The organism is Rhodobacteraceae bacterium IMCC1335, assembly GCA_039640495.1.
GTDB lineage: Bacteria > Pseudomonadota > Alphaproteobacteria > Rhodobacterales > Rhodobacteraceae > Thalassovivens.
Window position 1 is genome coordinate 3652304 of record CP046864.1, and the last position, 24487, is coordinate 3676790.

Below are 24487 nucleotides of genomic sequence, written 5' to 3' on the forward strand. Positions count from 1 at the left end.
TTTCCCGTCATTTTATATGGCCTATACGCCAAGATCACGCCGTGGCTTCTTCTAAGCACGCTTCCAGGATGTCTAGGCCTTCTTCTACCAGTGAAAACTGCGCTGACAGCGGCACCAGAATACGAATGACATTGCGTGTTGGGCCCGCCGTTACCAAAATAAGACCCTTCTTTAGAGCGATTTCGGCGACTTTGGCCGCCAACGCTCCATCGGGGGTGCCACTGGCACGATCCGTCACCAGCTCGATCGCGTTCATACAGCCAAGCCCGCGCACATCGCCAATACATTGCAACGAGTTCTTAAGCTTCATTTTTTGCAAGCGAGAGTCGATTAGCTCACCCATTTTCAAGCCTTTATCCAACAGGCCTTCTTTCTCAATCACGTCAAGCACCGCCAACGCAGCAGCGCAAGCCATCGGGTTTCCGCCAAACGTGCCCCCCAATCCGCCCGGGGGCACTGTATCGATGATAGAGGCTTTGCCCACTATCCCCGAAATCGGCAGGCCGCCGCCAATGCTTTTGCCAACACAGGTGAGATCCGCACACATTCCGAAATGCTCAAAGGCAAACATTTTGCCGGTACGCCCGATCCCTGATTGAATTTCATCTGCCACCAAAACGATGCCATGCGTATCGCAAAGCGCCCGCAGATAGGTGAGAAACTCACCCGAGGCGATATTGTAACCGCCCTCGCCCTGAACCGGCTCAACAAATATAGCGGCGATCTGATCTGGTGGACAATCGCTTCTGAACAATGTTTCAAAGGCCTGCTTTGTATCCTCAAGCGTTATGCCACGAAACGCATCCGGAAAAGGCAGGCGAAAAATTTCACCCGGGAATGGCCCGAAACCCTGCTTAAAAGGGACCATTCTGGCACTCAGCGCCATACCCATATAAGAGCGCCCGTGATACCCATTGGTAAAGGTAATCAGCGCCGGCCGTTTCGTATGGTAACGCGCCACCTTTATTGCGTTTTCAACGGCTTCCCCCCCTGCAGAAAAGAACATTGATTTCTTTTCAAAATCACCCGGATACAGCGCGTTAAGCCGCTCGGCTAGGGCGATGTAACTTTCATAAGGTGTGACTTGAAAGCAGGTATGCGTCAGGCTGTCTAACTGATGTTTAATGGCAGAAACAACCTGCGGATGGCGGTGGCCAATATTCTGACAGCCAATACCGCCACAAAAATCTATATAGCGTTTGCCTTCAACATCCCAGATTTCAGCATTCTCTGCTTTTTCAGCGATGAAGGTCGAAGAATATGCGATCGCTCTGGCAACAGACTTGTCGCGGCGACCTTCGATTTCGGTATTTGTTGTCATTATATAAGCCCTGTTACAACCTGTTAGCGAAGATCACCGGGCACTTGGAGGCCCGGAGATCTTATCTGTTTATAAACTGATTATTTTGGAAGCAGGTCGTTGACCTCCTCAACCAGCTCTTCTTGAAGCTCGGCCATATCATCAGATTCCCCTGTCACGATGGATTCCATAGCATCATAAAGAACCTGCGTGATGGCCAATCCGTTATCACCCGGATAGGCGATCCAATCGCGCAGCAACCCAGATTGCTCAACCGCTGTGTATTTATTCGGGTTTTGCGCATAGAAATCGGTCAAAAGATCATTTGCTGCTTTGTTGGGTGGGATATAACCCGTCGTTTCCGCAACCAATGCCGCGCCAACGCCCGATGTGGCAAATTTTACAAATTTCCAAGCCGCATCGATTTCTGCTGGATCTTCAGAGGTTGACACCATCATAACCGAGTTGCCGCCCGCAGGAAGGCCCATCGGGGTTTGGCCCATGCCAGGGTATTTACCCGTTTTAAGTTCAAAATCACCCTTCGCGCGTTCAATCGCACCAACCGCAGATGTTGACCAGAAATACATCGACACCTCGCCCGAATTAAAGGGCACGCCCGCATCGCCAGCAGACAGGTTTGGCATATCACATTCGCGGAACAGCTTTTTCATCTGCTCAAGCGCTGCCAAGCCGGCTTCACCGTCAAAATTGACTTTGCCATCTTTCAAGATGGGCTCGCCTTGACTCCACATCAACGCCTGGAAGAACCAGTTGCCCGTGACGCTCCAGCCCCACCACATAGGTGTTTTATGACCCGCTTTCATCAATGTATGGCACGCGGCAATGACCTCATCCCAAGTGGTGGGAAGCTCTGTGATGCCAACTGCATTGAGGTTATCCATATTGTAATACCCAACCGGCAGTGACACCGAATAGGGCAGGCCATACACTTCGCCGTTGAATGTGCCCAGGTCTAACATCGCTTGATGATAGCCATCTTTTGCGAAATCCGCTTCCGCGGCAATGAACGGTTCAAGCGATTTTGCAATGCCTTTCTCGACCAATAATGCCTGACGGTTCAAACCCTGAAAGGTCACATCTGGCAAATCTCCAGCGACGGATTCGCGCAAAATTGTGTTGGTTCCATCTTCATAATTTTCATAGGTCGCCCGAAATTTCACATCAATATCTGGATGCGCTTTTTTGAACTCAGGTATGAGCCGCTCCATCGTCACGTCAAACAACGAGGAATAGGCATACCCTACCTCGATTTCAACGGCTTGGACCGGTGTCGTCAGAACGCTGGTGGCCAAAGCAAGTGCAGAAAATTTAGTCAAGTTCTTCATCTTTACCTCCCAAATTATAGGAACTTTTTGCGCGTTTTACGCTTGCAGCTCCTTGTTTAAACCGGGCCGGCATGCCGCCAAACCGGTATCCCTAAAAATTCTCATTTCATTCCCGTCATCGTGATCCCTTCGATGAAACGCCTTTGGGCGAGCAGAAAGACGATCACCAAAGGCAAAACAATCACGGTGGTTGCGGCCATCATCGGGCCATATTCGTTTCCATCCATGTCTGATTTAAACATCCGCAAGCCCAAGGGCGGCGTCATCAGATCTTTATTCCCGGTGATCACGACGCGCGGCCAATAATAATCATTCCAATGCGCCACCACTGAAAAAATACCAAAGGCAAGCAGCGCAGGAACGGCCGTGGGCAGCATCACCTGCCAAACGATCGAAAATTCGCTCATCCCATCCATGCGCGCAGCATCGATCAAATCATCCGGCACGGTCATGAAAAACTGCCGCATCAAAAAGATGCCAAAAACCGAAATACTCCAAGGCACAATCAGCGCCGCATATGTGTTGGTCAGCCCCACTTTTGCAAGCATAATATAAAGCGGAAGGGCAATCGCATGCACGGGGATAAGCAAACAGAAAATGACCATCCCGAACACCACATTGCGACCCCAAAACCTGAGCTTAGACAGCGCATAAGCACAAGGTAGGGCAATGATCACCTGAATTAAAAAAATGCTCACGGTGACGAAGACGCCATTGAGCATATAACGCACCAAGGGCGCTTCTTTGAACGCGGCCGTATAATTGTAAACGATTGGGCGCATCAGGCAGTCTTCTTCTGGATTGCCCGCTTTAACGCAGCGGTTATCGGTCATGATTTGTTGCGCCCCGAAAAACCCACCAGTGTTGGTTTCAATCTCGGACGGGCTTTTTAGCGAATAAGACAGCATCAGATAAAACGGCAATAAAACCACAACCGCCCCGGCCAGCAACAAACTATGCTTGAAAAACTCTCCCAGCCAATTTGTATGAGTAGACATTAGTAATGCACCTTCCGATTGACGAAATACACCTGCACCAATGTCAGGATCAGAACGAAGATAAGAAACACAATCGTGATCGCAGAGCCCATTCCCAGCAGGTTCTGACGTACGCCTTTTTCAAACATGGCATAGACCATCACATAGGTAGATTTTGAGGGGCCACCTTCCGTTAAGGCCTCCACCGTATCGAAAACTTGAAAGGATCTGATCGACGAAATGGTTATCACGAACACATGCGTTGGCCCCAGCATCGGCCAAGTCACAAGTCTGAACCGCTCCCAAGCGCTGTCAGCTCCATCCATTTGCGCTGCCTGATATAGCTCTCTTGGCACGGACGTGAGCCCCGCAAGATAGAGCACCATATTGAAACCAAAGGCCTGCCAAATGCCAATAAAGGCAATCGTGCCCAGCGCATATTGCCGATCACCGAGCCAGAGCGGAAATTTCTTCTCGCAGGCCGAGCCATACCAACTTTCCAGCGGATCATAACCCAACCAAGAGCCCGAAAGCAGCGCATAGATTGCAGATTTATCGCAACCAGAGCGCAAGATATCATTTACCACGCCAACGATTGGGTTAAGCGCAAATTCCCAGACGATCGCCATCGCAAGCAATGTGGCCATAACGGGAAGGAAAAAGATCGCCTTATACAGCTCACCCCCGATGCGCAAACTTGAAATTAAAAGCGCAGATCCCAGCCCCAAGGCCACAGAGATCGGCACCACGAGCAAAACATAGGTCAGCGAGGCTGTGAACATTTTGCTATAGCTGCGGCGGCTAAACAGTTTTTCGTAATTTTCCCAACCGATCCAATTAAAACCACTATTGCCAAGGCTATAATCTGTCATCGACAATGCCGCAGCCACAAAGACAGGCGCGATCAGAAGCAAAAGCATCAAAAAAATTGCCGGACCGACGAACCAATAATGTGCTTTCGAGCGCCCCATCAGGCTGGCTTTCCAGAGCTGGCCACGTGGTTAAAATCCAACCGACGCCCATCAGTGCCAAAGACCAAAGGTTTGCCCGGCACAGGGGCACAATGAAGCGTATCACCGGGCTTTTGAGGCGTTGCCGCCAAAGGTTGGGCCCGTATAATGATGGCGCTTTCGCTGCCCTCTTGTGTCACGTGAAAAAACACATCCGAGCCAAGATTTTCCTTATAGGTCAATTTGCCGGACAAGCTTTGCGCGGCCCCCGCGTCGCTCAACGTTAAATGTTCGGGCCGTAATCCCACAGAAACGGGCCCCGGAGCGGGGTTGGCAAGCACCCCGTCCAAGCTCAAACCAGCGCAGGTGATATGTCCAAATTCATCGCAATGACCTGGAAGAATATTCATTTTTGGGCTGCCAATAAATTCCGCCACCCGAATATCCTGCGGGTTTTGATACACCTCTTCAGGGGATCCCAATTGCAGCAAATCGCCATCCATCATCACCGCAATGCGATCCGACATGGTTAAGGCTTCGGCCTGGTCATGGGTTACATAGATAAACGTGGTTTTGAGCTTCTTATGCAACGCCGATAATTCAGCGCGCATATGCACCCGCAAGCTTGCATCCAGATTTGATAAGGGCTCATCCATCAAAAAGGCAGCCGGGTTACGTACCATCGCGCGGCCTAAGGCAACGCGCTGCCTTTGCCCCCCCGAAAGTTGGCCTGGCTTGCGCGCCAAAAGCGGCTCAATCTTCAGCGTTTCTGAAACGATTTGGACTTCTTTTTCAATTTGCACCATTTTGGATCGGCGGCTGGGCAGCAAATGGCCCAAGAGGGGAAACCGCTCCCAAAAGCTCAGATCTCTGAGGCGCAAAGGCGTCATAAGATTTTGCCGAACCGTGAGATGCGGGTACAGCGCATAAGATTGGAACACCATTGCCAAATCGCGCAGGCTGGGCCGTGTTTCATTCACGCTCACGCCATCGATGGAGACATCACCGCTGGATTGCGTTTCAAGGCCCGCAATTATTCTCAGCGTTGTCGACTTACCGCAACCGGAAGGGCCGACCAAGGTGAGAAACTCTCCATCATATATGTCTAAATCCACACCGTTTATTACAGACTGACCACCATAAGATTTGGTCACGCCACTCAGCGCTATTCCGGCCACTTGTTCCCCCCTTTACTTAGCTTATGCGCCGTTTACGGCTTCTGTATTCAAGCTAGGCAGCAATCATATTACAATCGCGAATTATTTTTTTTCAGTGCCATGCATCCACAACAAGACCAACGTTGCAATTGATTCTATTATTTGTAAAATAATATATAAATTAATTTAATATAAGGATTTATTATATTGTTACCCTATAGACAACTGAGTTACGCAGTGGCCGTTGCTGATCATGGCGGGGTGCAAGCGGCTTCAGAAAAAATAGCAATTTCACAACCTGCATTAAGCAATGCGATTCAAAAGGTGGAACAAGAATACGGGTTGAAAATATTCATCCGAGACCGGCCGAATAAACTGGCGCTAACCTCGGTGGGGCGGCGGTTTATCGCGCAAGCCAAACGGCTTATCGAGAATGCCGAAGAATTTGAAGATTCGGCTAAAAACCTGAGCAAAAATTCCAGCGGTAAGATTCAACTTGGATGCTTCACCCCCACCGCAGCCTTTATTATTCCAATCATTTTGCAGGCTTTAGAAACCCGCGGGCTTGATATTTCTTTGCAAATTCATGAAGCGGATTTGGATGAATTAAATACGTTATTGGTACAAGGCGCCATTGATGTTGCTTTGACGTATAATATGTTTCCCAATCCCTCGATTGAATTTGAAACCTTAATCGAAGAAAAACCTTATGTCATGATCGCGCGCAATGATCCCTTAGCGTCAAAAAAATCAATTGCGCTTAAAGAGCTGGTTGAAAAAGGTATGGTGTCTTTAAACTTACCCCTGACACAGCAATATTTCTTATCGTGCTTTTCGCAGCATAATCTGCGCCCCAAAGTCAGGCATCAAACCAAATCCTACGAATTGGTGCGCAGTTTGGTGGGCGCCGGGGAAGGCTATGCGATTATGATCATGCGGCCTGTCACAAATAGGGCCTATAATGGCACAGGACTGGCCTATATTCCCTTGGCGGATGACGTGCCGCCTGCGCAATACGGGCTCGCCATCACAAACCGCGCAATTCCAACAAAGCTGATCGAAACGTTTTCTGAGATATGTCGGGACACGTTGCTGCATGAAAAAGCCGCCGATCATTATTTCGTACGGCGTTAAATGATCCCAAGACCATGAGAGATATTTAGAACATATTTTCCCGTAAATGTTTCAACCCACCACGCGGGGTTCTAAAATCACGTGGCGAAACGCCAAAAAGTTTTTTGAAACTTTTTGAGAAATTATTCTGGCTTTCAAAGCCACAGGCCAGTGAAATCTCTGCCAAAGAAAGTTCCGATTGCTCTAACAATTGCCGCGCCCGCTCCAGCCGCAATTCTTTAAAATATCGACCGGGAGAATCAAACCCATACCGCGCAAAAATCCGTTCGAGCTGTCGCGTCGAAATGTTAAGCTCATATGCTATTTCATCCATGCCAATCGGGCGTTCTATATTCTCAACCATCATCGCAATCGCTTTTTGAATACGTCCATTCGAGCAGAGCATCGCGCTGCCATTCAACAATTGCAGCGCATTCCCGCTGCGCCGGCTTTGCAGCAAAAAATGGCTTCCAATTTTTTGTGCGATACTTGACCCACAATGGTTTTCTATAAACGCAATGGCGAAATCAAGCGCAGCCAATTCTCCTGCACAGCTTGTGCCGCGTTCGCAGGTTTCGAACAAAACATTCAAAAAATCGATGGCCGGGAAGTTTTCGCGAAGCAACCCAATGGTTTCCCAATGTGCGACGCATTTATCAGCTCTAATCAAACCCGTAGCGACAGCAAAGGCATTGGCAGCGCCCAAAGCCACAAACGGCACGGAGGTTGCTGCCAGTTTTCTTAGAAAGATTTGCAGCGCTTTTTGAGAGATTTTATCAACCTCTTGGCCGCAGGCAAGCATGACAAAATCGGGCCTGTTTTTCACATCACCATGGGCCAAAACGCAGTTTGAGGGTTTTTCACAAGCCAGCCGGACGCCCGCAGTCGTCAGCGGATCTTGCTCCAATAAAGAGACCCTTTCGAGATCAAACCTATCGCGTCCAAGAATTTTATTGGCATGCATAAAAGGGTCCATGATCGACGCAACCGTGGTTAAAGAAACACCATCAACGACCAGAATCATAATCTTACATTTTTGATAAACCTGTTCCGCAACCGACTGCATCCGCTGTGACGCATCAGCGGGCTGGCCAACTTTTTGAGGGGGGGTCTGATCAAAATTTGAAACATACATTACGATAAACTCCACTCACCGCATCGCGCGCACGAGTTTCGGGCATTCCAAAACCTGCCCGATGATCAACCTCACCAGATCAAATTCGGTTTCCCCGTTTAAATCCTCAAAGTACAAATGGCTGGGCCAAGGCTGATCTACAAAATTATTTTCGGGCAGATCAATGGCCTCACATACCGCCTTGATGGCCGCGACATATTCCCCCGCGGCGGTTTCAAGATTTATTTTTGCGAGTTCAAGATCATCGATGCTGTTCCTGTCAACTTCACAAGACCCGACCCCAGTTGTCAGCGGAATGTTGCGCGCCAGCGCTTGATCCCGGTAAAAGGAAACATCCACTTTATCCGCTTCAAGGCGCATGATAAATTTCTGACAGACGCTGACCTTTATATCCGTCAATTCATTCAAATCAACTTTGGCTGTGGCCACTTGCTGCTTGCTCTGCCGCCGCGAACTGCGCACTTTATTTTTGACATTGGCAACATAATCGCCGCGATAATTACAGTCAAAAACCCGCCCCCCCCAGAGATCGCCGTTATCCATCCGCTGAATGGATCGGATCGACATTGTTTTGCAATTTTCAGGTCCGATAAAAAAAGGCGAGCCGGACGCATCGGAAAGCTCAACCCAGCCATTTGGAAATACAGAAAAATGATGCTCAATCCATGGCACCAACACCTTGTCAGCCAAATGATCTAACAGCTTATTGACATGATCAGGATCGTGTAAAACATCCGCCAAAAGCGGCTCTTGACCATAAATATCCGCCGCCAGACTATAAGGCGCTGAAATCTGCAACAGCGGCTCCATCCCGGTTAGCTCTTCAGTAACGCGCAAAATATCATCAATTATTTTGGGAATCCCAGAGTTAAAATCGGGCGTTTCCAACTCAAAACAATTATCTTTGTTGATCAAGGCATGATCCGGGTCAGATCCGGGCGGAAATTTATCCGGATACATCATTTTCTGCCCAAGAACCTCGCAGGAAAACGCGTAAAGCGCCCATGTAATATATAATTTATTAACGCCTAAAAGCCGCGAAACGGTTAAATTGGCGCGCACATAACGATAGGGATCCGTTTTGTAATACTCGGCGGCTCTAATCCCATAGATATCATGCAAAATCGCCAAGGCGAGCATATGCACCGACGCGGTGGCATGCACCTCATCTGTGGGGGCGAGGATTGAAAAATTTTGATCAAACTCCCCCGCGATTGCAGCGTCAAACACATCTTTAATTTCTGCCTTCGCCGCTGCCTCCCCAGCCTGCCAGCGCTGCAAAAGCGTTAGCCCCTGCGGATAAGAATATGCGTTCAAATCCATTATATTTCTCCGCCTGCTTAAGATCCGGTCAACCTATATTGAAAGCCGCGACTGCGGCTTAACTTCACCTTAGTAAGCATAAGATTGGGCACATCAAATAGACCCATTATAAAAAATTCAATAGATCCAATATATAGGGATTTTTGTTATAAAACAGTAAGACCAAAAACGTTTTGAAGAAAGAAAAGACCCATGAAACAAACGAAACAAGCGAGAATGGGCGTTACGATCCAGCCAAAAACAATCTTTCCAAGAACCATCCATCGAATGGCGGATAAACCCTGCAGAATCGAAATACCAACCACCGCCCCCACCAGCGCCTGAGAGCTTGAAACCGGCACCAAGGGGATCGTTGGCAACCCCATATTGGACAGCCAAGCTTCTAGCCCGCGTGATGCAAATATAAACAGTACAACCGAATGCGAAATCACCGCGATCAGCGCGGCTGTCGCAGACAGATTGCCAAGCTGGTCTCCAACCGTCATCATAACTTTCTTGGAATAGGTAAACACGCCAAGCGCGATCGCCAATCCCCCTAAAAGCAACAGCTGCTGCCCCGAGCTGAACACAAATGTACCAATCGTCAAAGGGGGTATTGGTTGCACGGGTATGAACACGCCAACCACATTTGCGATATTATTCGCACCCAAAGAATAGGCGCCCAAAGCGCCGGCAAGAATCAACGCAATGCGCTTAAACGCATCCGCAAAAACCATATGAACCGACAGGCGTTTTGCACAGAATTTAAACGCTTTTATGAGAATGATCGCGATTACCCCCGATAAAATCGGGCAAATGATCCAAGTGCTTAGGATTTTTGTTAAGACCACACTATCGGTGGGATTATTCGAAAAGAAATTCCACCCTATAATAGCGCCCACAATGGCCTGGGATGTGGAAACGGGCAAACCGGCCCGGGTCATCGAAAACACGGCAAGCGCCGCTGATAACGCCGTCATGAAGGCGCCGGGCAAAGCAGAAATAGCGCCTAATTTCCCGAGCGTATGCGTTGTGCCCGCCCCAGAAATTACCGCACCAAGCACAACAAATAACGAGCAAATGATCGCCGCAGACCGCCAGCTGAGCATTTTGGTGCCAACCGCTGTGCCAAACACATTTGCTGCATCATTGGCACCAAGCGCCCAGCCCAAAAACAAACCGCTTGATAGAAACAACAGAACAAGAGGGTCAAACAGCATCAGCTTTGTCTTTTAACCGCGTAAATCGTCAAACGGTCTGCCACATCCTCGGCCTGATCCGCGATTGCATCAATGTGATCCACAAATTCTCTTAAGTGTATTTTCTCAGCAAGCCCTATATCTGAAGAAAAAATTTGTTTTTTCAAAGCATAGCTAATTTTATCAGCTTCTTTTTCATAGAGCGTTACCTTTGCATTATAGCTCGACACCAAATGCGGTGATCGAAAGAATACCCGGCACCCGGCGGCCAATTCATCAACCGATTTCACCACCATATTCGTTAACCGTCGATACCCGGCATTCAAATCTTTATGAATTTCCGGAGTTTCCACTTCAAAAGCCCAAAGAGAACTTTTGAACAGCGAAAGAATTTCATCGGCGGTTTCGATCAACCCCAAAACGTCACCGCGCGAATCTGGTATCAGCAAGTTCGTGTAAAGCGCATGTTCGATCTGCCGCCTTAAACTATCAGCCTCTGTTTCTTTCGCGCTGACATGCTCTAGACGCGCTGTAAATTCTTCTGAAACACCCGCGCGTAAATACCCGCGGACGGCCAGCCGATAGATAACAGCAGCTTCCGACAATTGATCAAAAAACTTATCTACCTGCGACTCAAGGTCTTTTGTTCGCCGAAACAGCCTAGCACTTATCATCAGGTTAAACCTGCCTTTCTGGGGTTCACATTAATCCGCCTGCTTTGCGTGCTGGGCTGAAAACGCGCCTGCACTTTATTATTTCAGCCACTTATGCAAAAATTGGGACTTGCGAACAGACCCAATTTAAGGAATTTTATATACCCAATAGGAAAGAAATATGGTAAAATCAGCAAAAGGTGCGTTATTGGCAACGCTGCAGATCGACAAAGGATCGACAACCCCGATCTATCGACAGCTCGAAAATTTTCTCAGGCGTCTGATCTTAGAAGGCCGCTTGCCCTCCAAACAAAAACTTCCATCCACCCGCGAATTGGCCGAGGAACTGGGCGTTTCGCGCATCACCGTAAAAACCGTTTACGAACAATTGATTTCGGAAGGCTATGCGGAAGCTAAAACGGGTGCCGGCACGTTTGTTTCAGAAGGCTTGATCCCTGAAAAGCCGCTTTCGCAACAGCGTGAGAAAACCGACTCAGCGCTGCAAACACAACAGTTTTCCGAAATTGCCGAAAAGATAAATGAATCCAAAGCCAGTGCCCGATTTGGCTCAACCCTCGGGTTTCGGCCCGGCGTGCCCGCCTTGGATAAATTCCCGATAAAGCGGTGGAACAAATATATGGCCGCAGCGCTGAGCCAAGAGGACCGGCGCAATTTAAGCTATGGCGATTTTTATGGATCTGAAAATCTGAGGAAATCAATCGCCTCGCATCTTGCAGATTCGCGTGGCATGCAAGTGGATCATGAACAGATCATCATCACATCCGGCGCCCAACAGGCCTTTGTGTTGATCTCGCTTATCCTATTAAACGTGAATGACACGGTTTGGTATGAAAACCCCGGTCATATAGCAGGACGCGATATCATGTCTTTGGTCGGGGCGGCTATTGCACCTATTCCAATCGATAAAGAGGGGTTGGATTTAAGCCATGCGATTGCGCACTATGCAAAACCTGCGCTTATTTTCACCACGCCCTCACATCAACAACCTTTGGGTATAACGATGTCATTGCGGCGGCGCTTGGCGCTGCTGAAATACGCCGTCGAAAATGATGCTTGGATTATTGAAGATGATTATGACAGCGAATTTCGCTATCGGGGCCGCCCGCTACCAGCGCTCAGCGCTTTGGATAAAAATGGCAGGGTTTTATATGTTGGCACATTTTCAAAATCGCTCTGTTCTGCCGTGCGTCTGGGCTATGTGGTGATTCCCCATTGGTTACGAGAAACCTTCGCGCAGACACGAAACCTTTTAGGCCAAAGTTCTTCGCCATTAACCGAACAAGCACTTTCACAATTTATAAATGAAGGCCGGTTTGCCGAGCATATTCGCAAGATGCGCCGACTCTATCGCGACCGTCGAGACATGTTACTAAATTGTCTTCTTGAAAACTGCTCGGACAGCCTAATGCCACAGCAAAGCGATGCAGGCATGCATATTTTAGCAGATTTAAAACATGGGATCGAAGATCAAACAGCCCATAAAGCCCTGCTTGCGCATAGTATAGATTCGCTTCCATTATCGGTTTATTGCAGCGAGCCGATCCAAAGATCGGCGCTGGTGCTAGGCTTTTCAGGCGTGCCAAGAAAAGCGATGCCTCGATTAACAAAGAAATTGGGGGAAAAATTACGAAGCTTGCATTAAGGCCCCCTGCTTGGCGGACCCCGGCCAAGCGCAAAAGGCGCTTGTTCAGCCCGAGCGGGCTGTAGAACTAACCGCCGGGTCTTTTTACGCGGCGCAGCCTGGGGCTTTATAAGCGGCGCAGGTAAAGCTGTCTGGGGCATTTGCAGATAAACCGCCCTCGGCTTATTTGGTCAATTCGATCCCTTATTCCAGCCCTCCATCGCTTTCAGGAGAGCCGGGCTTAGCCCAGCAGGCATCACACGGTGACATTGGCCAAAACATCCTTGCGCGTGACCTTAGATTTTTCAGCTGCCATGGTCACCCGGCCGCGTTTTAACGTATAAAATCGGTCTGCGAGACTGAAGGCGAAATCAAAATATTGTTCCACCAAAATAATCGCCATATCCCCCTGCTGTTTCAGCAGTTCAATCACCTCACCGATTTGGCTGATAATATTGGGCTGTATGCCCTCGGTCGGTTCATCTAGAATCAGTAATTTGGGACGGGTAATCAACGCGCGGGCAATCGCCAATTGCTGTTGCTGGCCGCCCGATAAATCGCCACCCTTGCGCGCTTTCATTTTCTTTAAAACTGGAAACATTTCGTAAATATGATCGGGGATTTTGTGATCTTTGGGCGGCAAGCAAGAATAACCGGTTTGCAGGTTTTCTTCGACGCTCAGCAAGGGAAAAATATCGCGGCCCTGTGGCACATAGGCCACCCCAGATTGGGCGCGTTTAAAGGGGGTCAAACGGGTTAAATCCTGCCCATCCAATTGAATATGGCCAGCCGCCACCGCATGCGCGCCCGATATGGCCCGCATCAAGCTGGTTTTGCCCACACCATTTGTGCCCAGCACGCAGGTTACCTGGCCTTTTTGGGCCTGCAAATCGATATCATAAAGGATTTGCGACTTCCCATAAAACAGGTTGATTTTTGAGGTCTCAAGCATCGCTTACCTTCCTAAATACACATCCAGCACGTCTTGATTGGCGGTCACGTGATCCAACCGCCCCTCGGCCAGCACCGCGCCTTCGTGTAAAACCGTCACTTTGCAGTCAAGCCGCCTGACAAAATCCATATCATGCTCCACAACCACCACAGCACGGGTTTTTGCGGCCTTGACCAGCATCGCCGTTGTCTTTTCGCGCTCGGTTGCGGTCATACCGGCTGCCGGTTCATCTACCAGCAACAGTTTTGGATCCTGCGCCAGTAACATGCCAATCTCGAGCCATTGCTTCTGGCCATGGCTCAACTCGCCCGCCAGACGGTGCAATTCGCTATCAAGCGAGATATCACGCGCCAAATCTGCCACTTTTTGGTGATCAGACTTACGGCGCTTATAAAACAAGACGCGAAACACATTACGATGGTTTTTCAACGCCAATAACAGGTTTTCAAAGACCGTTTGATCTTCAAACACGGTTGGTTTCTGAAATTTACGCCCCACCCCTGCTTGCGCAATCTGTGCTTCATCCAACGACAACAAATCAACGCTTTTATCGCCCCATTTCACAACCCCCGTATCGGGGCGCGTCTTGCCCGTGACAATATCCATAAAGGTGGTTTTGCCAGCTCCATTCGGGCCAATAATCGCCCGCAACTCTGCCGCTGCGATCTGAAAAGACAAGTTGTTGATGGCCTTAAAGCCATCAAAGCTGACCGAAACGCCAGACACTTCTAAAAGCGAGCTCATTCTCAGCGCCTTCTCATAAAGAGTAAATCGAACAGGCCACCGATCCCCTTGGGTGCGAAGAGCGTTACCAAAACAAAAGACACGCCCAGCAAAACCTGCCACCAATCCACCCATTTGATCACACCAAACCCCAGCGATAGATCCGGGGCCTGCCCACCTGTAAACCAAGTGGATAACAAGCTGACAAACGCCGCCCCGATCACCGCACCATAAAGGCGCCCACGCCCGCCAATCGCCACCCAAACGGCCAGATAAATTGAGGCAATCGGGGCCATTTCTGCCGGGTTTACGATACCGGCTTGCGGATAATATAGCGCCCCAGCAATGCCCGCGATGCAGGCCGTTACGGTGAAAATAGCAAGTTTATAATGTTCCACTTGATAACCGAGAAACCGCACGCGCGCCTCATTATCGCGAATGGCCCGAATAACCGATCCAAATTTTCCGCCCACAATGAAGCTGATAAAAAGATAGCCCAACCCAAGCGCTGCCGCCGAGCCCCAAAGAAACCACAAGGCCACCTGATCTTGGCCCGCGCTCACATAAGGCAGGTTTTGCAAACCCGATAAGCCATTATTGCCGCGCAAGCCACTTTCATTTTGAAACAAGTATAATGACAGCGCCAAAGTGAAAGCTTGGGTCAAAATTGACAGATAAACGCCCGTTACCCGCGACCGAAACGCCAACCATCCAAACAAAAAAGCCAAAGCGCCGGGCAAAGCCACCACCAAGACAAGCTGCAAAAACAAGCTATCCGCAACGGCCCAAATCATTGGAAATTCGCTGCTGCCCACCACCCCAAAAATTTGCGTGCCGATCCCCTCAATCACCTCTTGCGGGGTGGGCGGAATTTCCGCTTGCGCCATTGATGTTGCCACAATGGTTTGGGTGCGCGCATACATCAGCCACATACCAATCATATAGCCGCCCAGCCCGAAAAAAGCGAAATGCCCCAAGGATAATATGCCACAATACCCCCAAACCAAATCCATCGCGATGGCCGCAAGGCACAAACACAATGTTTTGCCGATGGTTTTGATGAAGGATGTCGAAATCACGCCGCCCCCCATTCCTTCCGACAAAACGGAAACGATGATCGTAAAAATGGCCAAGCCTGATAGGAAGATCAATGCCGAAGGCGGGATTTTAAAACTGGTCATAATCCTACCTCAATCTCCTGCTGCGCGCCCTTTAAGCGCGATGATGCCCCGCGGGCGGAACTGGATAAAAATGATAATGAATAGGATCATATAGGTCTGCGCCGCCAATGTATTGGCCGGGTTGAACCATTCAATGCCCTTTTGCAAAAAGCCCACCATGGCAGCGCCTGCAAGGCTGCCCCAGATATTGCCAACACCACCTACAACCACGGTCATAAAGCTTTGTACGATGTAATCATTGCCCATCTCAGAGGTGACTTTGGCGTAAAGGCCGATCGCCACGCCGGCAATACCTGCAATCCCAGAGCCTAACCCGAAGGTTAACATATTCACCCGATCTGGATTGATTCCCATCAAAGCGGCCATTTGCGAATTCTGCGTCACCGCGCGGGTTTCCAACCCTAGGCGGGTTCGTTTCATAATAAACAGAAACAAAGCCAGGAAAATCAATGCCAGAACGAAAATGGCAATGCGAATAAAACTGATGGACACCACATCATTGATCACCCAAGCCCCCCCAGCCAATCGGGTGAGGTCAACGGGCGTGCTTGCGTTCCAAATATATTTTTGGCCAATTGTTGGAGAGCGATCGAAATTCCAAAAGTCGCCAAAAGCGTTTCAAGGGGGCGGTTATACAACCACCGGATAACCAAACGTTCCATGGCAACACCGGCGCAAAAAGTCACTGCAAAAGCGGTTGGAACCGCCAGTAAAATTGACAAAGTTTCATCTGGTACGATTTGTTGCAAGACATAGCCCGTATAGGCGCCCATCATAATAAATTCGCCATGCGCCATATTGATAACACCCATCACGCCAAAAGTGATCGTCAATCCTATCGCTGCCAAAAAATAAATCGAAGCCAGCGAGATCGCATCTAGAAGAATATCAATCGTATTCGACAAGCTCACCTGATATGAAATGACTTTCAGCGCCGCTTGCGCCGCTGATGTGATTTGTGGATCAGGCTCAAGATATTGATCAAAATAGCTAAAATTTGACACGGTCGCGTCAATTGCGCTTTGGCTGATTTGCGCCGGCACCAAACCGGCTTGCGCCAAATCAGCATAGGCCCTTGAGCGCGCAGCTGGATCGTCCAATTGGGCGATTGGAATGCCGGCAACACGACCCCCGTCAATATTGTCAATCAATGCTTGCTTGATTAGTTCTAAAGAAGGCTGCGCGGCAGCCTCACCGCCTGCCACCAGCAATTGATAGGCCGTTTGCGTTGAGAAACCATTCTGACCTGGCACCAAAACTTTTGCGATATTAGCGTCATCCGGCAGCGCAGCCGCATAGGTGCGCCGGGTCGCCAATATTGGGTTAAGCGCAGCGCGCACCTCAACATCCAACGAGCTGCCAATTGCCGCAATTGCCGCAAGCCGCGCCTCAGCGGATTGGCCGTATTTCAGCGTTAACAAATGCACCAGTTGCTGCTTTTCTGCCACTAAGGCGGGATCTGTTTCTAGCCCCAGCGATTGTTCGAGCAATGGCAAATAGGCCGGATCTTCATTTCTGCGTATGGATGCTAAGGCGGCTTTGCGTATAACAATTTCGGGCGCATTCAATTGAAACGCCACCAAAGCCCCAGAAATTAAATTGCGCACGCCGCTATTGGGTTTGATCTGCTTAAACCCAGCCTTTTCAAACGGCCCAAGATCGGATTGCGTATCAAGATCAATCATCCGTTTATCTTGAACGGCGATGATCGCATTGGTGCTTTTATCCAGCCATAAGGCTTTGGCGCGCCATTGCATCAGCATAAATTCTACATTTGGTAATTTGCTTGCGACAAGCGCATCGATCGCTGGCTGGATCGTTTTGCGCGAGCTTTTTGCAATCACTTGGCTATGGGTGCTGATAATCTCTGACAAGCTTTGGGCGCTCAAGGCGGCCTCGGAGCAGATCACCCAACACGCAACAAGCGCAGCCGCTAAAACTCTCATACGTCTAAAGCCTTGTAAGGGTTGAAGGGCAAGACTGCCCTTCAACAATTTCCATCAAACGGATTAATAATTTGAACCGATTTGAACGCAGGATTTGGTTTGCGTGTTGTACATTCCGCATTCTAGGCCTGGCCAGTCAGACACCAGAACGGCGGATTCAGGCAGGTAATCTGTCCAGGCATCGCCCGGAACCTCGCTGGTTTGGCTGATGATATCAAACTGACCATCCGCTTGAATTTCACCGATCAATACCGGCTTTGACAAATGATGGTTGGGCAGCATTTCAGCCATTCCACCGGTCAAATTAGGAAATTTTTGGCCGTACATTTTGGCGCGCACCGCATCAACCTCTGAACTGCCCGCAGCTTCAACCGCATTCACCCACATGTTAAACCCGATATAATGCGCTTCCATTGGGTCATTCGTGACCCGCTCATCGCCCATACGTGCTTTCCAAGCGGCAACCCATTCGGTATTGGCCTCTACATCCGCTGACTGGAAATAATTCCACGCAGCCAGGTGACCCACAAGGTTGCTCGTGTCTAAACCAGAAAGTTCTTCTTCCCCCACCGAAAACGCAACCACCGGAATATCATCTGCCGAAATACCTGCGGCTGCCAATTCCTTGTAAAAGCCGATATTTGCATCGCCATTAATCGTGGAAATCACCCCAACTTTTTTGCCATCGGCGCCTAAAGCCACTACGTCAGCCACGATTTTGGACCAATCAGAATGGCCAAAGGGCGTGTAATTCACAAAGATATCTTCTGCCGCAATATCTTTTGAGATCAGATAGCTTTCCAAAATATTGTTGGTTGTGCGCGGATATACATAATCGGTGCCCAATAAAGCGAATTTTTCAACGCCCAGCTCTTCGAGGAAGTAATCCGTTGCTGGTATGGCTTGTTGGTTCGGCGCCGCGCCAGTGTAAAAGACGTTTTTCGAGCTTTCTTCGCCCTCATATTGAACCGGATAGAACAGCAAGCCGTTCAACTCTTCAATCACCGGCAAAACGGATTTGCGCGACACGCTTGTCCAATTGCCAAACATCACATCTACCTCATGCACAGTCAGCAATTCCCGCGCTTTTTCAGCGAATAAAGGCCAATCAGAGGCAGGATCAACCACCACTGCCTCCAATTGCTTGCCCAAAACACCGCCCTTGGCATTTTGCTCTTCGATCAACATCAACATCGTGTCTTTCAACGTTGTTTCTGAAATCGCCATCGTACCGGATAAGGAATGTAAAACACCCACTTTAATCGTGTCAGCGACCACGGCAGAGCTTAACAGCGCGCTAAAAAGAACGCCGCCAGCCAAAGAATTTTTTAAATTTTTCATTTAAGTCTCCTCGCAGACAAAACCGCAGAGTGGCTTGTATTGTGGGAGGCCACCACCTACAGTTTCGCCTGCAACCAATGTTGCAATTTGTGTGGCGATCGTTCCGAGCTGCAATTCGATCGGTCGTCACACGTCCTTACCGCCATAAAGCCTTCTTTTTTGCCAAGACGGTAATACTGTGGTGCCGAGCGCAGATAAAAAGCTCAAGGCATGCGGGCAAAAAAAACGAAAAACAAAAATTTTCGACTATAAATTAATCACTACCTTCTTAAATGATAAATAAATAATCGAAAACTGACCGAATTCCTTGAAATTTTCGGATAAATTTGGACTTTCTGCATCAAACCCGCAGAAGGCGAGGGCGCCGTGACGCGGTGTCTGCGCAATTAAGGATCGCGATGAAAGACCTATTGGACAGCTCTGTTATCAATACCCCGCGCGCAATCGGCAGCCTCGCCGTCACGGCGCAAATGGCGGATGGTTCAAGCCGTTTGAAGGATCTGTTTCAAAACGGCTGTTTGAAAGCTTTGTTTCCCAACCAACCGGATCATCTGGAAGCGGTTCTGATCAATACATCGGGCGGCATAACCGGCGGCGATCATTTATCCTTTGACGCAAAAGCCGAACCGCAGGCGCATATCACGCTGACAACCCAAGCCTGCGAACGTATCTATAAAGCTCAACCCGATAGCATAGGGCGCGTCGAAACCTCGCTTAGCATTGCCCCAGAAGCCTCGTTAAACTGGGTGCCTCAAGAAACGCTTTTTTATGATAAAGGGGGATTGAGCCGTCGCTTAACCATCCGCATGCATCACAGCGCGAAGCTGTTGATGGTTGAGCCGGTTATCTTCGGCCGTCATGCAATGGGCGAAACGCAAATTTCTGGGTTTTTCCGCGATCAGATTGACCTCTGGGTAGATGAGGCCTTGGTGTATCGCGATGTGGCGCTGCTATCTGGTGATATTACCGCAAAACTTGCCCGCCCCGCAGTTGCTGCCGGTCTTGGTGCCATGGCCAACATACTCTACCGCGCGCCCGATGCAACGCACCTTTGCCGCGCAATCCAAACCCAGCTCAACGACACGTCAGGATGCAGCCTCATCGCGCCTGATCTTTGTGTGCTGCGGGTTTTAGCGCATGACGGCTACGCGCTGCGTCAAATCATGTTGCCGATCTTGGATCGCCTCACGCAAAACACCCTGCCAAAATGTTGGAGATTATAAATGCAATTAACCCCAAGGGAAAAAGATAAGCTGCTGATCGCGATGGCGGCAGAAGTTGCGCGTAAACGCCTGTCACGCGGGGTTAAGCTTAACCATCCCGAAGCGATAGCGCTGATTTGCGATGCCGTTGTTGAGGGCGCGCGCGATGGACGCAGCGTTTCAGATATGATGCAATTTGGCGCCACCATCGTTGCCCGCAGCGATTGTATGGATGGGGTGCCCGATATGATCCCCGAAGTGCAAGTGGAAGCAACATTTCCAGATGGCACCAAGCTCGTCACCGTTCACAACCCCATTCGATAGGATACTCTGATGAAAACAACACTCAGCATACTGTTTACCCTTCTCGCGGCCCCCGCCTTCGCGCATCCGCATATTTTGCCCCATGGCGCGCAGAGCGGCACGCTGCCCGAACTGGCAGCCCCCGTTTTGGCGGGGATCGTGCTTAGTCTCTCGAGCGTGGTGCTTATAAAGCGGACCCGAAAGGCCGATTTATGAAACCGGGCGAACTGGTCTGCGCCGCGGGCGATATTACCTTGAACGAGTGCCGCGAAGCGGTTGAGTTAATGGTGGCAAACACGGGTGATCGGCCCGTTCAAGTGGGAAGCCATTATCATTTTGCTGAAACCAACCCAGCGCTTGAGTTTGATCGAGCCGCTGCGCACGGACAGCGCTTGAATATTGCTGCCGGCACTGCGGTACGCTTTGAACCGGGGCAGAAGCGCGCGGTCAGCCTGATCAAAATAGCAGGCAGCAGGCGGGTGTTTGGATTTAACGGAAAAATCATGGGGGATCTGTAGGACATGGCAGTCAATATTAGCCGCAGGGATTATGCGGGGATGTATGGGCCAACCACGGGCGATAAGCTGCGCTTGGCCGATACAGAGATTTTCATCGAAGTTGAAAAAGACCTGACGACCTATGGCGAAGAGGTTAAATTTGGCGGCGGCAAAGTGATCCGTGACGGCATGGGGCAATCGCAAGCCACGCGCGCCGCCGGCGCCGCTGATACGGTGATTACCAATGCGCTGATTTTGGATTATACGGGCATTTACAAAGCCGATATCGCGCTGCGCGATGGCCGCATTGCCGCGATCGGCAAGGCTGGCAATCCCGATACGCAGCCCAATGTCGATATTATCATCGGGCCCGGCACCGAGGTGATCGCCGGCGAGGGGAAGATCCTCACAGCCGGCGGGTTTGACAGCCATATTCACTTTATCTGTCCGCAACAGATCGATGACGCCTTGCATTCCGGCATCACCACCATGCTCGGCGGGGGCACCGGCCCCGCGCATGGCACCTTGGCCACCACCTGTACGCCGGGACCTTGGCATATCGCGCGGATGCTGCAGGCAGCCGATGCTCTGCCAATGAATTTGGCCTTTGCAGGCAAAGGCAATGCCTCCTTGTCAGCGGCGCTGGAAGAGCAGGTGCTCGCGGGCGCCTGCGCGCTGAAATTGCATGAGGATTGGGGCACGACACCAGCGGCTATTGATACCTGCCTCAGCGTGGCCGATGCGATGGATGTGCAGGTAATGATCCATACTGACACGTTGAACGAATCAGGATTTGTCGAGCATACGCTTGCCGCCATGAAAGGGCGCACCATCCATGCCTTCCACACCGAAGGCGCTGGCGGCGGTCATGCCCCCGATATTATCCGGATTTGCGGGGAAGACTATGTGCTGCCTTCCTCCACCAACCCCACCCGCCCCTTTACCGTCAACACGGTCGAAGAACATCTTGATATGCTGATGGTCTGCCATCATTTGGATAAATCGATTCCCGAAGATATCGCCTTTGCAGAAAGCCGCATCCGCCGCGAAACCATCGCAGCGGAAGATATATTGCACGATATGGGCGCCTTTAGCATTATTGCCTCAGACAGTCAGGCGATGGGTCGCGTCGGCGAAGTGATCCTGCGCACGTGGCAAACCGCGGATAAAATGAAACGCCAGCGCGGCGCATTGGCCGAAGAAACGGGGGATAATGATAACCTACGGGCCCGCCGCTACATGGCAAAATACACCATCAACCCGGCCATTGCGCATGGGATCTCGCATGAAATCGGTTCGATAGAAGTTGGCAAGCGCGCCGATTTGGTGCTTTGGTCACCGGCCTTCTTTGGCGTTAAACCCGAGATGGTGGTGATGGGTGGCAGTATCGTCTGCGCACAGATGGGCGATCCAAACGCCTCGATCCCGACTCCGCAACCAGTTTATAGCCGGCAAATGTTTGGCGCCTTCGGCCGCGCCGTTGAGCACAGCGCGGTGTCTTTCGTCTCGCAAGCTGCACAGGCAGAGAATGTGCGCGAAAAATACGGGTTGGCCAAACAAACGTTAGCGGTGCAAAACACGCGGCATATTGGCAAATCCGATTTAAAGCTCAACACCGCCACGCCACAGGTTGAAGTAAACCCTGAAACCTATGAAGTGCGCGCTGATGGCGAGTTATTGACCTGCCAGCCGGCAGAAACCGTGCCCATGGCACAGCGCTATTTCTTATATTGAGACCGCTCATGTTTCCAATCGCTCAATCATTGCAAACAGATCCGCCAACCGGGGCCGCAAATTACACCTGTTCTCTGACTTATGAGGAACGGTTTTTGCGGCGCCGCAAACTCAGCACGGATTGTGGCAAAAACTTTGTGGTGGATCTGCCCAAAACCACCGATCTAAAGCAGGGCGATCACCTGCTGCTGTCGAATAAAGAAACCGTTAAAATTCTTGCCAAGCAAGAAAAGCTGATCGCCATCACCGGGCCTAATCTGCTGCAATTGGCTTGGCATATCGGCAACCGTCATACCCCCTGCCAGATCGAAGCAGAGCGGTTATTGATCTGCCATGACCATGTGATTGAGGATATGATCACAAGGCTTGGCGGGACAACCAAGGTTGTGCACGAAGCCTTCACCCCCGCCGGCGGCGCTTATGGGATGGGGCGTACCCATAGCCATGATCATGGCAATATTGACCATATTCATCACTACATGCACGGGGATCATAGCCAGCATGAGCATGAGCATGAGCACTAACAAAACCTTTCTCACGGCACTGCAATGGCTATCACCGGCGTTTCCAATCGGCGGCTTTGCCTATTCACATGGCTTGGAATGGGCCATCGAAAAGCGCCATGTGACGGATCAAACCAGCCTACAAAACTGGCTGCAAGATCTGCTTGGGCTTGGATCTGCGCGCAGCGATGCCATTTTACTGGCCCTGGCCTTTGAATCGGAAAACAAGGCAGAATTGATCCATGTGAACCAGCTTGCCTTGGCTTTATCAGCCAGTGCCGAGCGGCGCAGTGAAACGCTTTTGCAAGGGCAGGCGTTTGGCAAAACGATCCGCGAAGTGTGGGGGCAGGACTGCACTGATCTATGCTATCCGGTGGCGCTAGGGGCGGCGGCACGGCGCGAAAACCTGATCAAAGAAGACATAATTGCCGCTTATTTACACGCATTCAGCGCCAATTTAATTTCAGCGGCCATACGGCTTGTGCCCTTAGGCCAAACACAAGGCCAACACATCTTATTGGCGCTCACCCCTGAAATCAACGCCTGCGCAGCAGAGGCAAGCGGCGCCAATGAAGACGATCTGAGCAGCACAACCTTTCTTTCTGATGTCGCCTCAATGCGGCATGAAACGCTTCACACACGGATTTTTAGAACATGAGTAAAATGAATGGACCAGTTCGCATTGGGATCGGAGGCCCCGTTGGGGCGGGTAAAACCTCGCTCACGGCCGCCCTGGCGCGGCGCCTGTCACAACGGTATTCGATTGGGGTGATTACCAATGATATTTATACCCGCGAGGATGCAGAAGCCTTGATGCGGTTGCAGATTCTACCCGAAGATCGGGTGATCGGTGTCGAAACAGGGGGCTGCCCGCATACCGCAATTCGCGAGGATGCCTCGATCAACCTCTCTGCCATCGCCGAGTTAGAAGCCCGCCATCCCGAAATTGAAATCGTGATAATCGAAAGCGGTGGAGATAATCTATCGGCGACGTTCAGCCCAGAATTGGCGGATCTGACGGTTTATGTGATTGATGTGGCCGCGGGAGAAGAAATTCCACGCAAAGGCGGCCCTGCCGTGACAAAATCGGATATTTTGGTGATCAATAAAACCGATCTGGCGCCCTATGTTGGTGCCGATTTAGAGGTGATGCGTCGCGATGCCTCCGCGCAGCGTCAGGAAAAGCCGTTTTTCTTTACTCAAATCAAACATGATCAAGGCGTGCAGCCGATTGAAAAACACCTGTTGGATCTGGCGGGCCTATAAACCGTAGGGCTTTGACACCATTGAAATCGCCTCAGCCCGATCAGTCTTAGCAGAACCATATCGAC

The 24487-nt window shown here is 50.3% G+C and carries 23 protein-coding genes and 1 pseudogene; 10 read left to right on the forward strand and 14 right to left on the reverse strand.

Annotation, left to right across the window (positions count from 1 at the left end; translation table 11 throughout):
• Window positions 1–34 precede the first annotated feature (34 nt).
• The 5 genes from gabT to GN241_17775 all read right to left on the reverse strand — a co-directional run bounded on the left by gabT (window position 35) and on the right by GN241_17775 (window position 5751).
• Entirely contained in the window at window positions 35–1321 is a 1287-nt protein-coding gene (gene gabT, locus GN241_17755; protein ID XAT59042.1) for a 4-aminobutyrate--2-oxoglutarate transaminase, read from the reverse strand.
• A gap of 80 nt (window positions 1322–1401) precedes the next feature.
• The gene (locus GN241_17760; GenBank protein ID XAT59043.1) at window positions 1402–2646 is read right to left on the reverse strand and encodes an extracellular solute-binding protein; all 1245 of its coding nucleotides are present in this window, start codon (window positions 2644–2646) and stop codon (window positions 1402–1404) included.
• Window positions 2647–2747: 101 nt separating this feature from the next.
• A complete protein-coding gene (locus tag GN241_17765; protein XAT59044.1) occupies window positions 2748–3644 on the reverse strand; it encodes an ABC transporter permease subunit in 897 nt (298 codons plus the stop codon).
• On the reverse strand, window positions 3644–4594 hold the full coding sequence (locus GN241_17770; protein ID XAT59045.1) for an ABC transporter permease subunit: 951 nt from the start codon (window positions 4592–4594) through the stop codon (window positions 3644–3646). The genes GN241_17765 and GN241_17770 overlap by 1 nt, the downstream gene beginning before the upstream one ends.
• A complete protein-coding gene (locus GN241_17775; GenBank protein XAT59046.1) occupies window positions 4594–5751 on the reverse strand; it encodes an ATP-binding cassette domain-containing protein in 1158 nt (385 codons plus the stop codon). Before GN241_17775 ends, GN241_17770 begins: the two co-directional genes overlap by 1 nt.
• A gap of 186 nt (window positions 5752–5937) precedes the next feature.
• Here GN241_17775 and GN241_17780 point away from each other — a divergent pair, with 186 nt between their 5' ends.
• Complete coding sequence (locus tag GN241_17780) at window positions 5938–6864, forward strand: LysR family transcriptional regulator (GenBank protein ID XAT59047.1); 927 nt, start codon at window positions 5938–5940, stop codon at window positions 6862–6864.
• A 25-nt stretch (window positions 6865–6889) separates the two neighbouring features.
• Here the strand turns inward: GN241_17780 and GN241_17785 are convergent, their stop codons facing one another.
• The 4 genes from GN241_17785 to GN241_17800 form a co-directional block, all read right to left on the reverse strand.
• Window positions 6890–7978, reverse strand: coding sequence for a helix-turn-helix domain-containing protein (locus GN241_17785; protein XAT59048.1), 1089 nt, complete (start codon window positions 7976–7978; stop codon window positions 6890–6892).
• 15 nt (window positions 7979–7993) lie between these two features.
• Entirely contained in the window at window positions 7994–9301 is a 1308-nt protein-coding gene (locus tag GN241_17790; protein XAT59049.1) for a hypothetical protein, read from the reverse strand.
• Between the two features lie 146 nt (window positions 9302–9447).
• Window positions 9448–10500 carry an inorganic phosphate transporter gene (locus GN241_17795; GenBank protein ID XAT59050.1) on the reverse strand — a complete coding sequence of 351 codons (1053 nt, stop codon included), beginning with the start codon at window positions 10498–10500 and terminating at the stop codon, window positions 9448–9450.
• Window positions 10500–11153 carry a DUF47 family protein gene (locus GN241_17800; protein ID XAT59051.1) on the reverse strand — a complete coding sequence of 218 codons (654 nt, stop codon included), beginning with the start codon at window positions 11151–11153 and terminating at the stop codon, window positions 10500–10502. The genes GN241_17795 and GN241_17800 overlap by 1 nt, the downstream gene beginning before the upstream one ends.
• Before the next feature lie 160 nt (window positions 11154–11313).
• On the opposite strand from GN241_17800, the gene GN241_17805 reads away from it, so the two are divergent.
• A complete protein-coding gene (locus tag GN241_17805; GenBank protein ID XAT59052.1) occupies window positions 11314–12795 on the forward strand; it encodes an aminotransferase class I/II-fold pyridoxal phosphate-dependent enzyme in 1482 nt (493 codons plus the stop codon).
• 235 nt (window positions 12796–13030) lie between these two features.
• Here the strand turns inward: GN241_17805 and urtE are convergent, their stop codons facing one another.
• The 5 genes and pseudogenes from urtE to urtA form a co-directional block, all read right to left on the reverse strand.
• Window positions 13031–13726: an urea ABC transporter ATP-binding subunit UrtE gene (gene urtE, locus GN241_17810; protein XAT59053.1), complete on the reverse strand. Its 696-nt coding sequence runs from the start codon at window positions 13724–13726 to the stop codon at window positions 13031–13033.
• Window positions 13727–13729: 3 nt separating this feature from the next.
• The gene (gene urtD, locus GN241_17815; GenBank protein ID XAT59054.1) at window positions 13730–14470 is read right to left on the reverse strand and encodes an urea ABC transporter ATP-binding protein UrtD; all 741 of its coding nucleotides are present in this window, start codon (window positions 14468–14470) and stop codon (window positions 13730–13732) included.
• Between the two features lie 2 nt (window positions 14471–14472).
• Window positions 14473–15630 carry an urea ABC transporter permease subunit UrtC gene (locus GN241_17820; GenBank protein XAT59055.1) on the reverse strand — a complete coding sequence of 386 codons (1158 nt, stop codon included), beginning with the start codon at window positions 15628–15630 and terminating at the stop codon, window positions 14473–14475.
• Window positions 15631–15639: 9 nt separating this feature from the next.
• Window positions 15640–17576: pseudogene (urtB, locus tag GN241_17825) on the reverse strand (urea ABC transporter permease subunit UrtB).
• 63 nt (window positions 17577–17639) lie between these two features.
• Complete coding sequence (urtA, locus tag GN241_17830; protein ID XAT59056.1) at window positions 17640–18917, reverse strand: urea ABC transporter substrate-binding protein; 1278 nt, start codon at window positions 18915–18917, stop codon at window positions 17640–17642.
• 470 nt (window positions 18918–19387) lie between these two features.
• On the opposite strand from urtA, the gene GN241_17835 reads away from it, so the two are divergent.
• From GN241_17835 to ureG, 8 genes are read left to right on the forward strand one after another with little or no spacing between them, the layout of a single operon-like run.
• On the forward strand, window positions 19388–20140 hold the full coding sequence (locus GN241_17835; protein XAT59343.1) for an urease accessory protein UreD: 753 nt from the start codon (window positions 19388–19390) through the stop codon (window positions 20138–20140).
• On the forward strand, window positions 20141–20443 hold the full coding sequence (locus GN241_17840; GenBank protein ID XAT59057.1) for an urease subunit gamma: 303 nt from the start codon (window positions 20141–20143) through the stop codon (window positions 20441–20443). It begins immediately after the preceding gene.
• Window positions 20444–20452: 9 nt separating this feature from the next.
• Window positions 20453–20638 carry a hypothetical protein gene (locus GN241_17845; GenBank protein XAT59058.1) on the forward strand — a complete coding sequence of 62 codons (186 nt, stop codon included), beginning with the start codon at window positions 20453–20455 and terminating at the stop codon, window positions 20636–20638.
• Window positions 20635–20940 carry an urease subunit beta gene (locus GN241_17850; protein ID XAT59059.1) on the forward strand — a complete coding sequence of 102 codons (306 nt, stop codon included), beginning with the start codon at window positions 20635–20637 and terminating at the stop codon, window positions 20938–20940. The genes GN241_17845 and GN241_17850 overlap by 4 nt, the downstream gene beginning before the upstream one ends.
• A gap of 3 nt (window positions 20941–20943) precedes the next feature.
• Complete coding sequence (gene ureC, locus GN241_17855) at window positions 20944–22653, forward strand: urease subunit alpha (GenBank protein XAT59060.1); 1710 nt, start codon at window positions 20944–20946, stop codon at window positions 22651–22653.
• Between the two features lie 8 nt (window positions 22654–22661).
• Window positions 22662–23177, forward strand: coding sequence for an urease accessory protein UreE (locus tag GN241_17860; GenBank protein XAT59061.1), 516 nt, complete (start codon window positions 22662–22664; stop codon window positions 23175–23177).
• Window positions 23167–23814 (forward strand): urease accessory protein UreF, encoded by a 648-nt coding sequence (locus GN241_17865; GenBank protein ID XAT59062.1) that lies wholly within the window; start codon window positions 23167–23169, stop codon window positions 23812–23814. Before GN241_17860 ends, GN241_17865 begins: the two co-directional genes overlap by 11 nt.
• The gene (gene ureG / locus GN241_17870) at window positions 23811–24422 is read left to right on the forward strand and encodes an urease accessory protein UreG (GenBank protein XAT59063.1); all 612 of its coding nucleotides are present in this window, start codon (window positions 23811–23813) and stop codon (window positions 24420–24422) included. Before GN241_17865 ends, ureG begins: the two co-directional genes overlap by 4 nt.
• Window positions 24423–24487 lie beyond the last annotated feature (65 nt).

Bases quoted from the DNA above. Each gene is read 5' to 3' on its own strand.
- GN241_17845 (XAT59058.1), top strand. From the start codon at position 20,453: ATGAAAACAACACTCAGCATACTGTTTACCCTTCTCGCGGCCCCCGCC.
- ureG (XAT59063.1), top strand. From the start codon at position 23,811: ATGAGTAAAATGAATGGACCAGTTCGCATTGGGATCGGAGGCCCCGTT.
- urtA (XAT59056.1), bottom strand. From the start codon at position 18,917: ATGAAAAATTTAAAAAATTCTTTGGCTGGCGGCGTTCTTTTTAGCGCG.
- GN241_17765 (XAT59044.1), bottom strand. From the start codon at position 3,644: ATGTCTACTCATACAAATTGGCTGGGAGAGTTTTTCAAGCATAGTTTG.
- ureC (XAT59060.1), top strand. From the start codon at position 20,944: ATGGCAGTCAATATTAGCCGCAGGGATTATGCGGGGATGTATGGGCCA.
- GN241_17805 (XAT59052.1), top strand. From the start codon at position 11,314: ATGGTAAAATCAGCAAAAGGTGCGTTATTGGCAACGCTGCAGATCGAC.
- GN241_17850 (XAT59059.1), top strand. From the start codon at position 20,635: ATGAAACCGGGCGAACTGGTCTGCGCCGCGGGCGATATTACCTTGAAC.
- GN241_17865 (XAT59062.1), top strand. From the start codon at position 23,167: ATGAGCACTAACAAAACCTTTCTCACGGCACTGCAATGGCTATCACCG.
- urtD (XAT59054.1), bottom strand. From the start codon at position 14,470: ATGAGCTCGCTTTTAGAAGTGTCTGGCGTTTCGGTCAGCTTTGATGGC.
- GN241_17840 (XAT59057.1), top strand. From the start codon at position 20,141: ATGCAATTAACCCCAAGGGAAAAAGATAAGCTGCTGATCGCGATGGCG.
- GN241_17760 (XAT59043.1), bottom strand. From the start codon at position 2,646: ATGAAGAACTTGACTAAATTTTCTGCACTTGCTTTGGCCACCAGCGTT.
- GN241_17835 (XAT59343.1), top strand. From the start codon at position 19,388: ATGGCGGATGGTTCAAGCCGTTTGAAGGATCTGTTTCAAAACGGCTGT.
- GN241_17860 (XAT59061.1), top strand. From the start codon at position 22,662: ATGTTTCCAATCGCTCAATCATTGCAAACAGATCCGCCAACCGGGGCC.
- GN241_17790 (XAT59049.1), bottom strand. From the start codon at position 9,301: ATGGATTTGAACGCATATTCTTATCCGCAGGGGCTAACGCTTTTGCAG.
- urtE (XAT59053.1), bottom strand. From the start codon at position 13,726: ATGCTTGAGACCTCAAAAATCAACCTGTTTTATGGGAAGTCGCAAATC.
- GN241_17795 (XAT59050.1), bottom strand. From the start codon at position 10,500: ATGCTGTTTGACCCTCTTGTTCTGTTGTTTCTATCAAGCGGTTTGTTT.
- GN241_17800 (XAT59051.1), bottom strand. From the start codon at position 11,153: ATGATAAGTGCTAGGCTGTTTCGGCGAACAAAAGACCTTGAGTCGCAG.
- GN241_17770 (XAT59045.1), bottom strand. From the start codon at position 4,594: ATGGGGCGCTCGAAAGCACATTATTGGTTCGTCGGTCCGGCAATTTTT.
- GN241_17820 (XAT59055.1), bottom strand. From the start codon at position 15,630: ATGACCAGTTTTAAAATCCCGCCTTCGGCATTGATCTTCCTATCAGGC.
- GN241_17785 (XAT59048.1), bottom strand. From the start codon at position 7,978: ATGTATGTTTCAAATTTTGATCAGACCCCCCCTCAAAAAGTTGGCCAG.
- gabT (XAT59042.1), bottom strand. From the start codon at position 1,321: ATGACAACAAATACCGAAATCGAAGGTCGCCGCGACAAGTCTGTTGCC.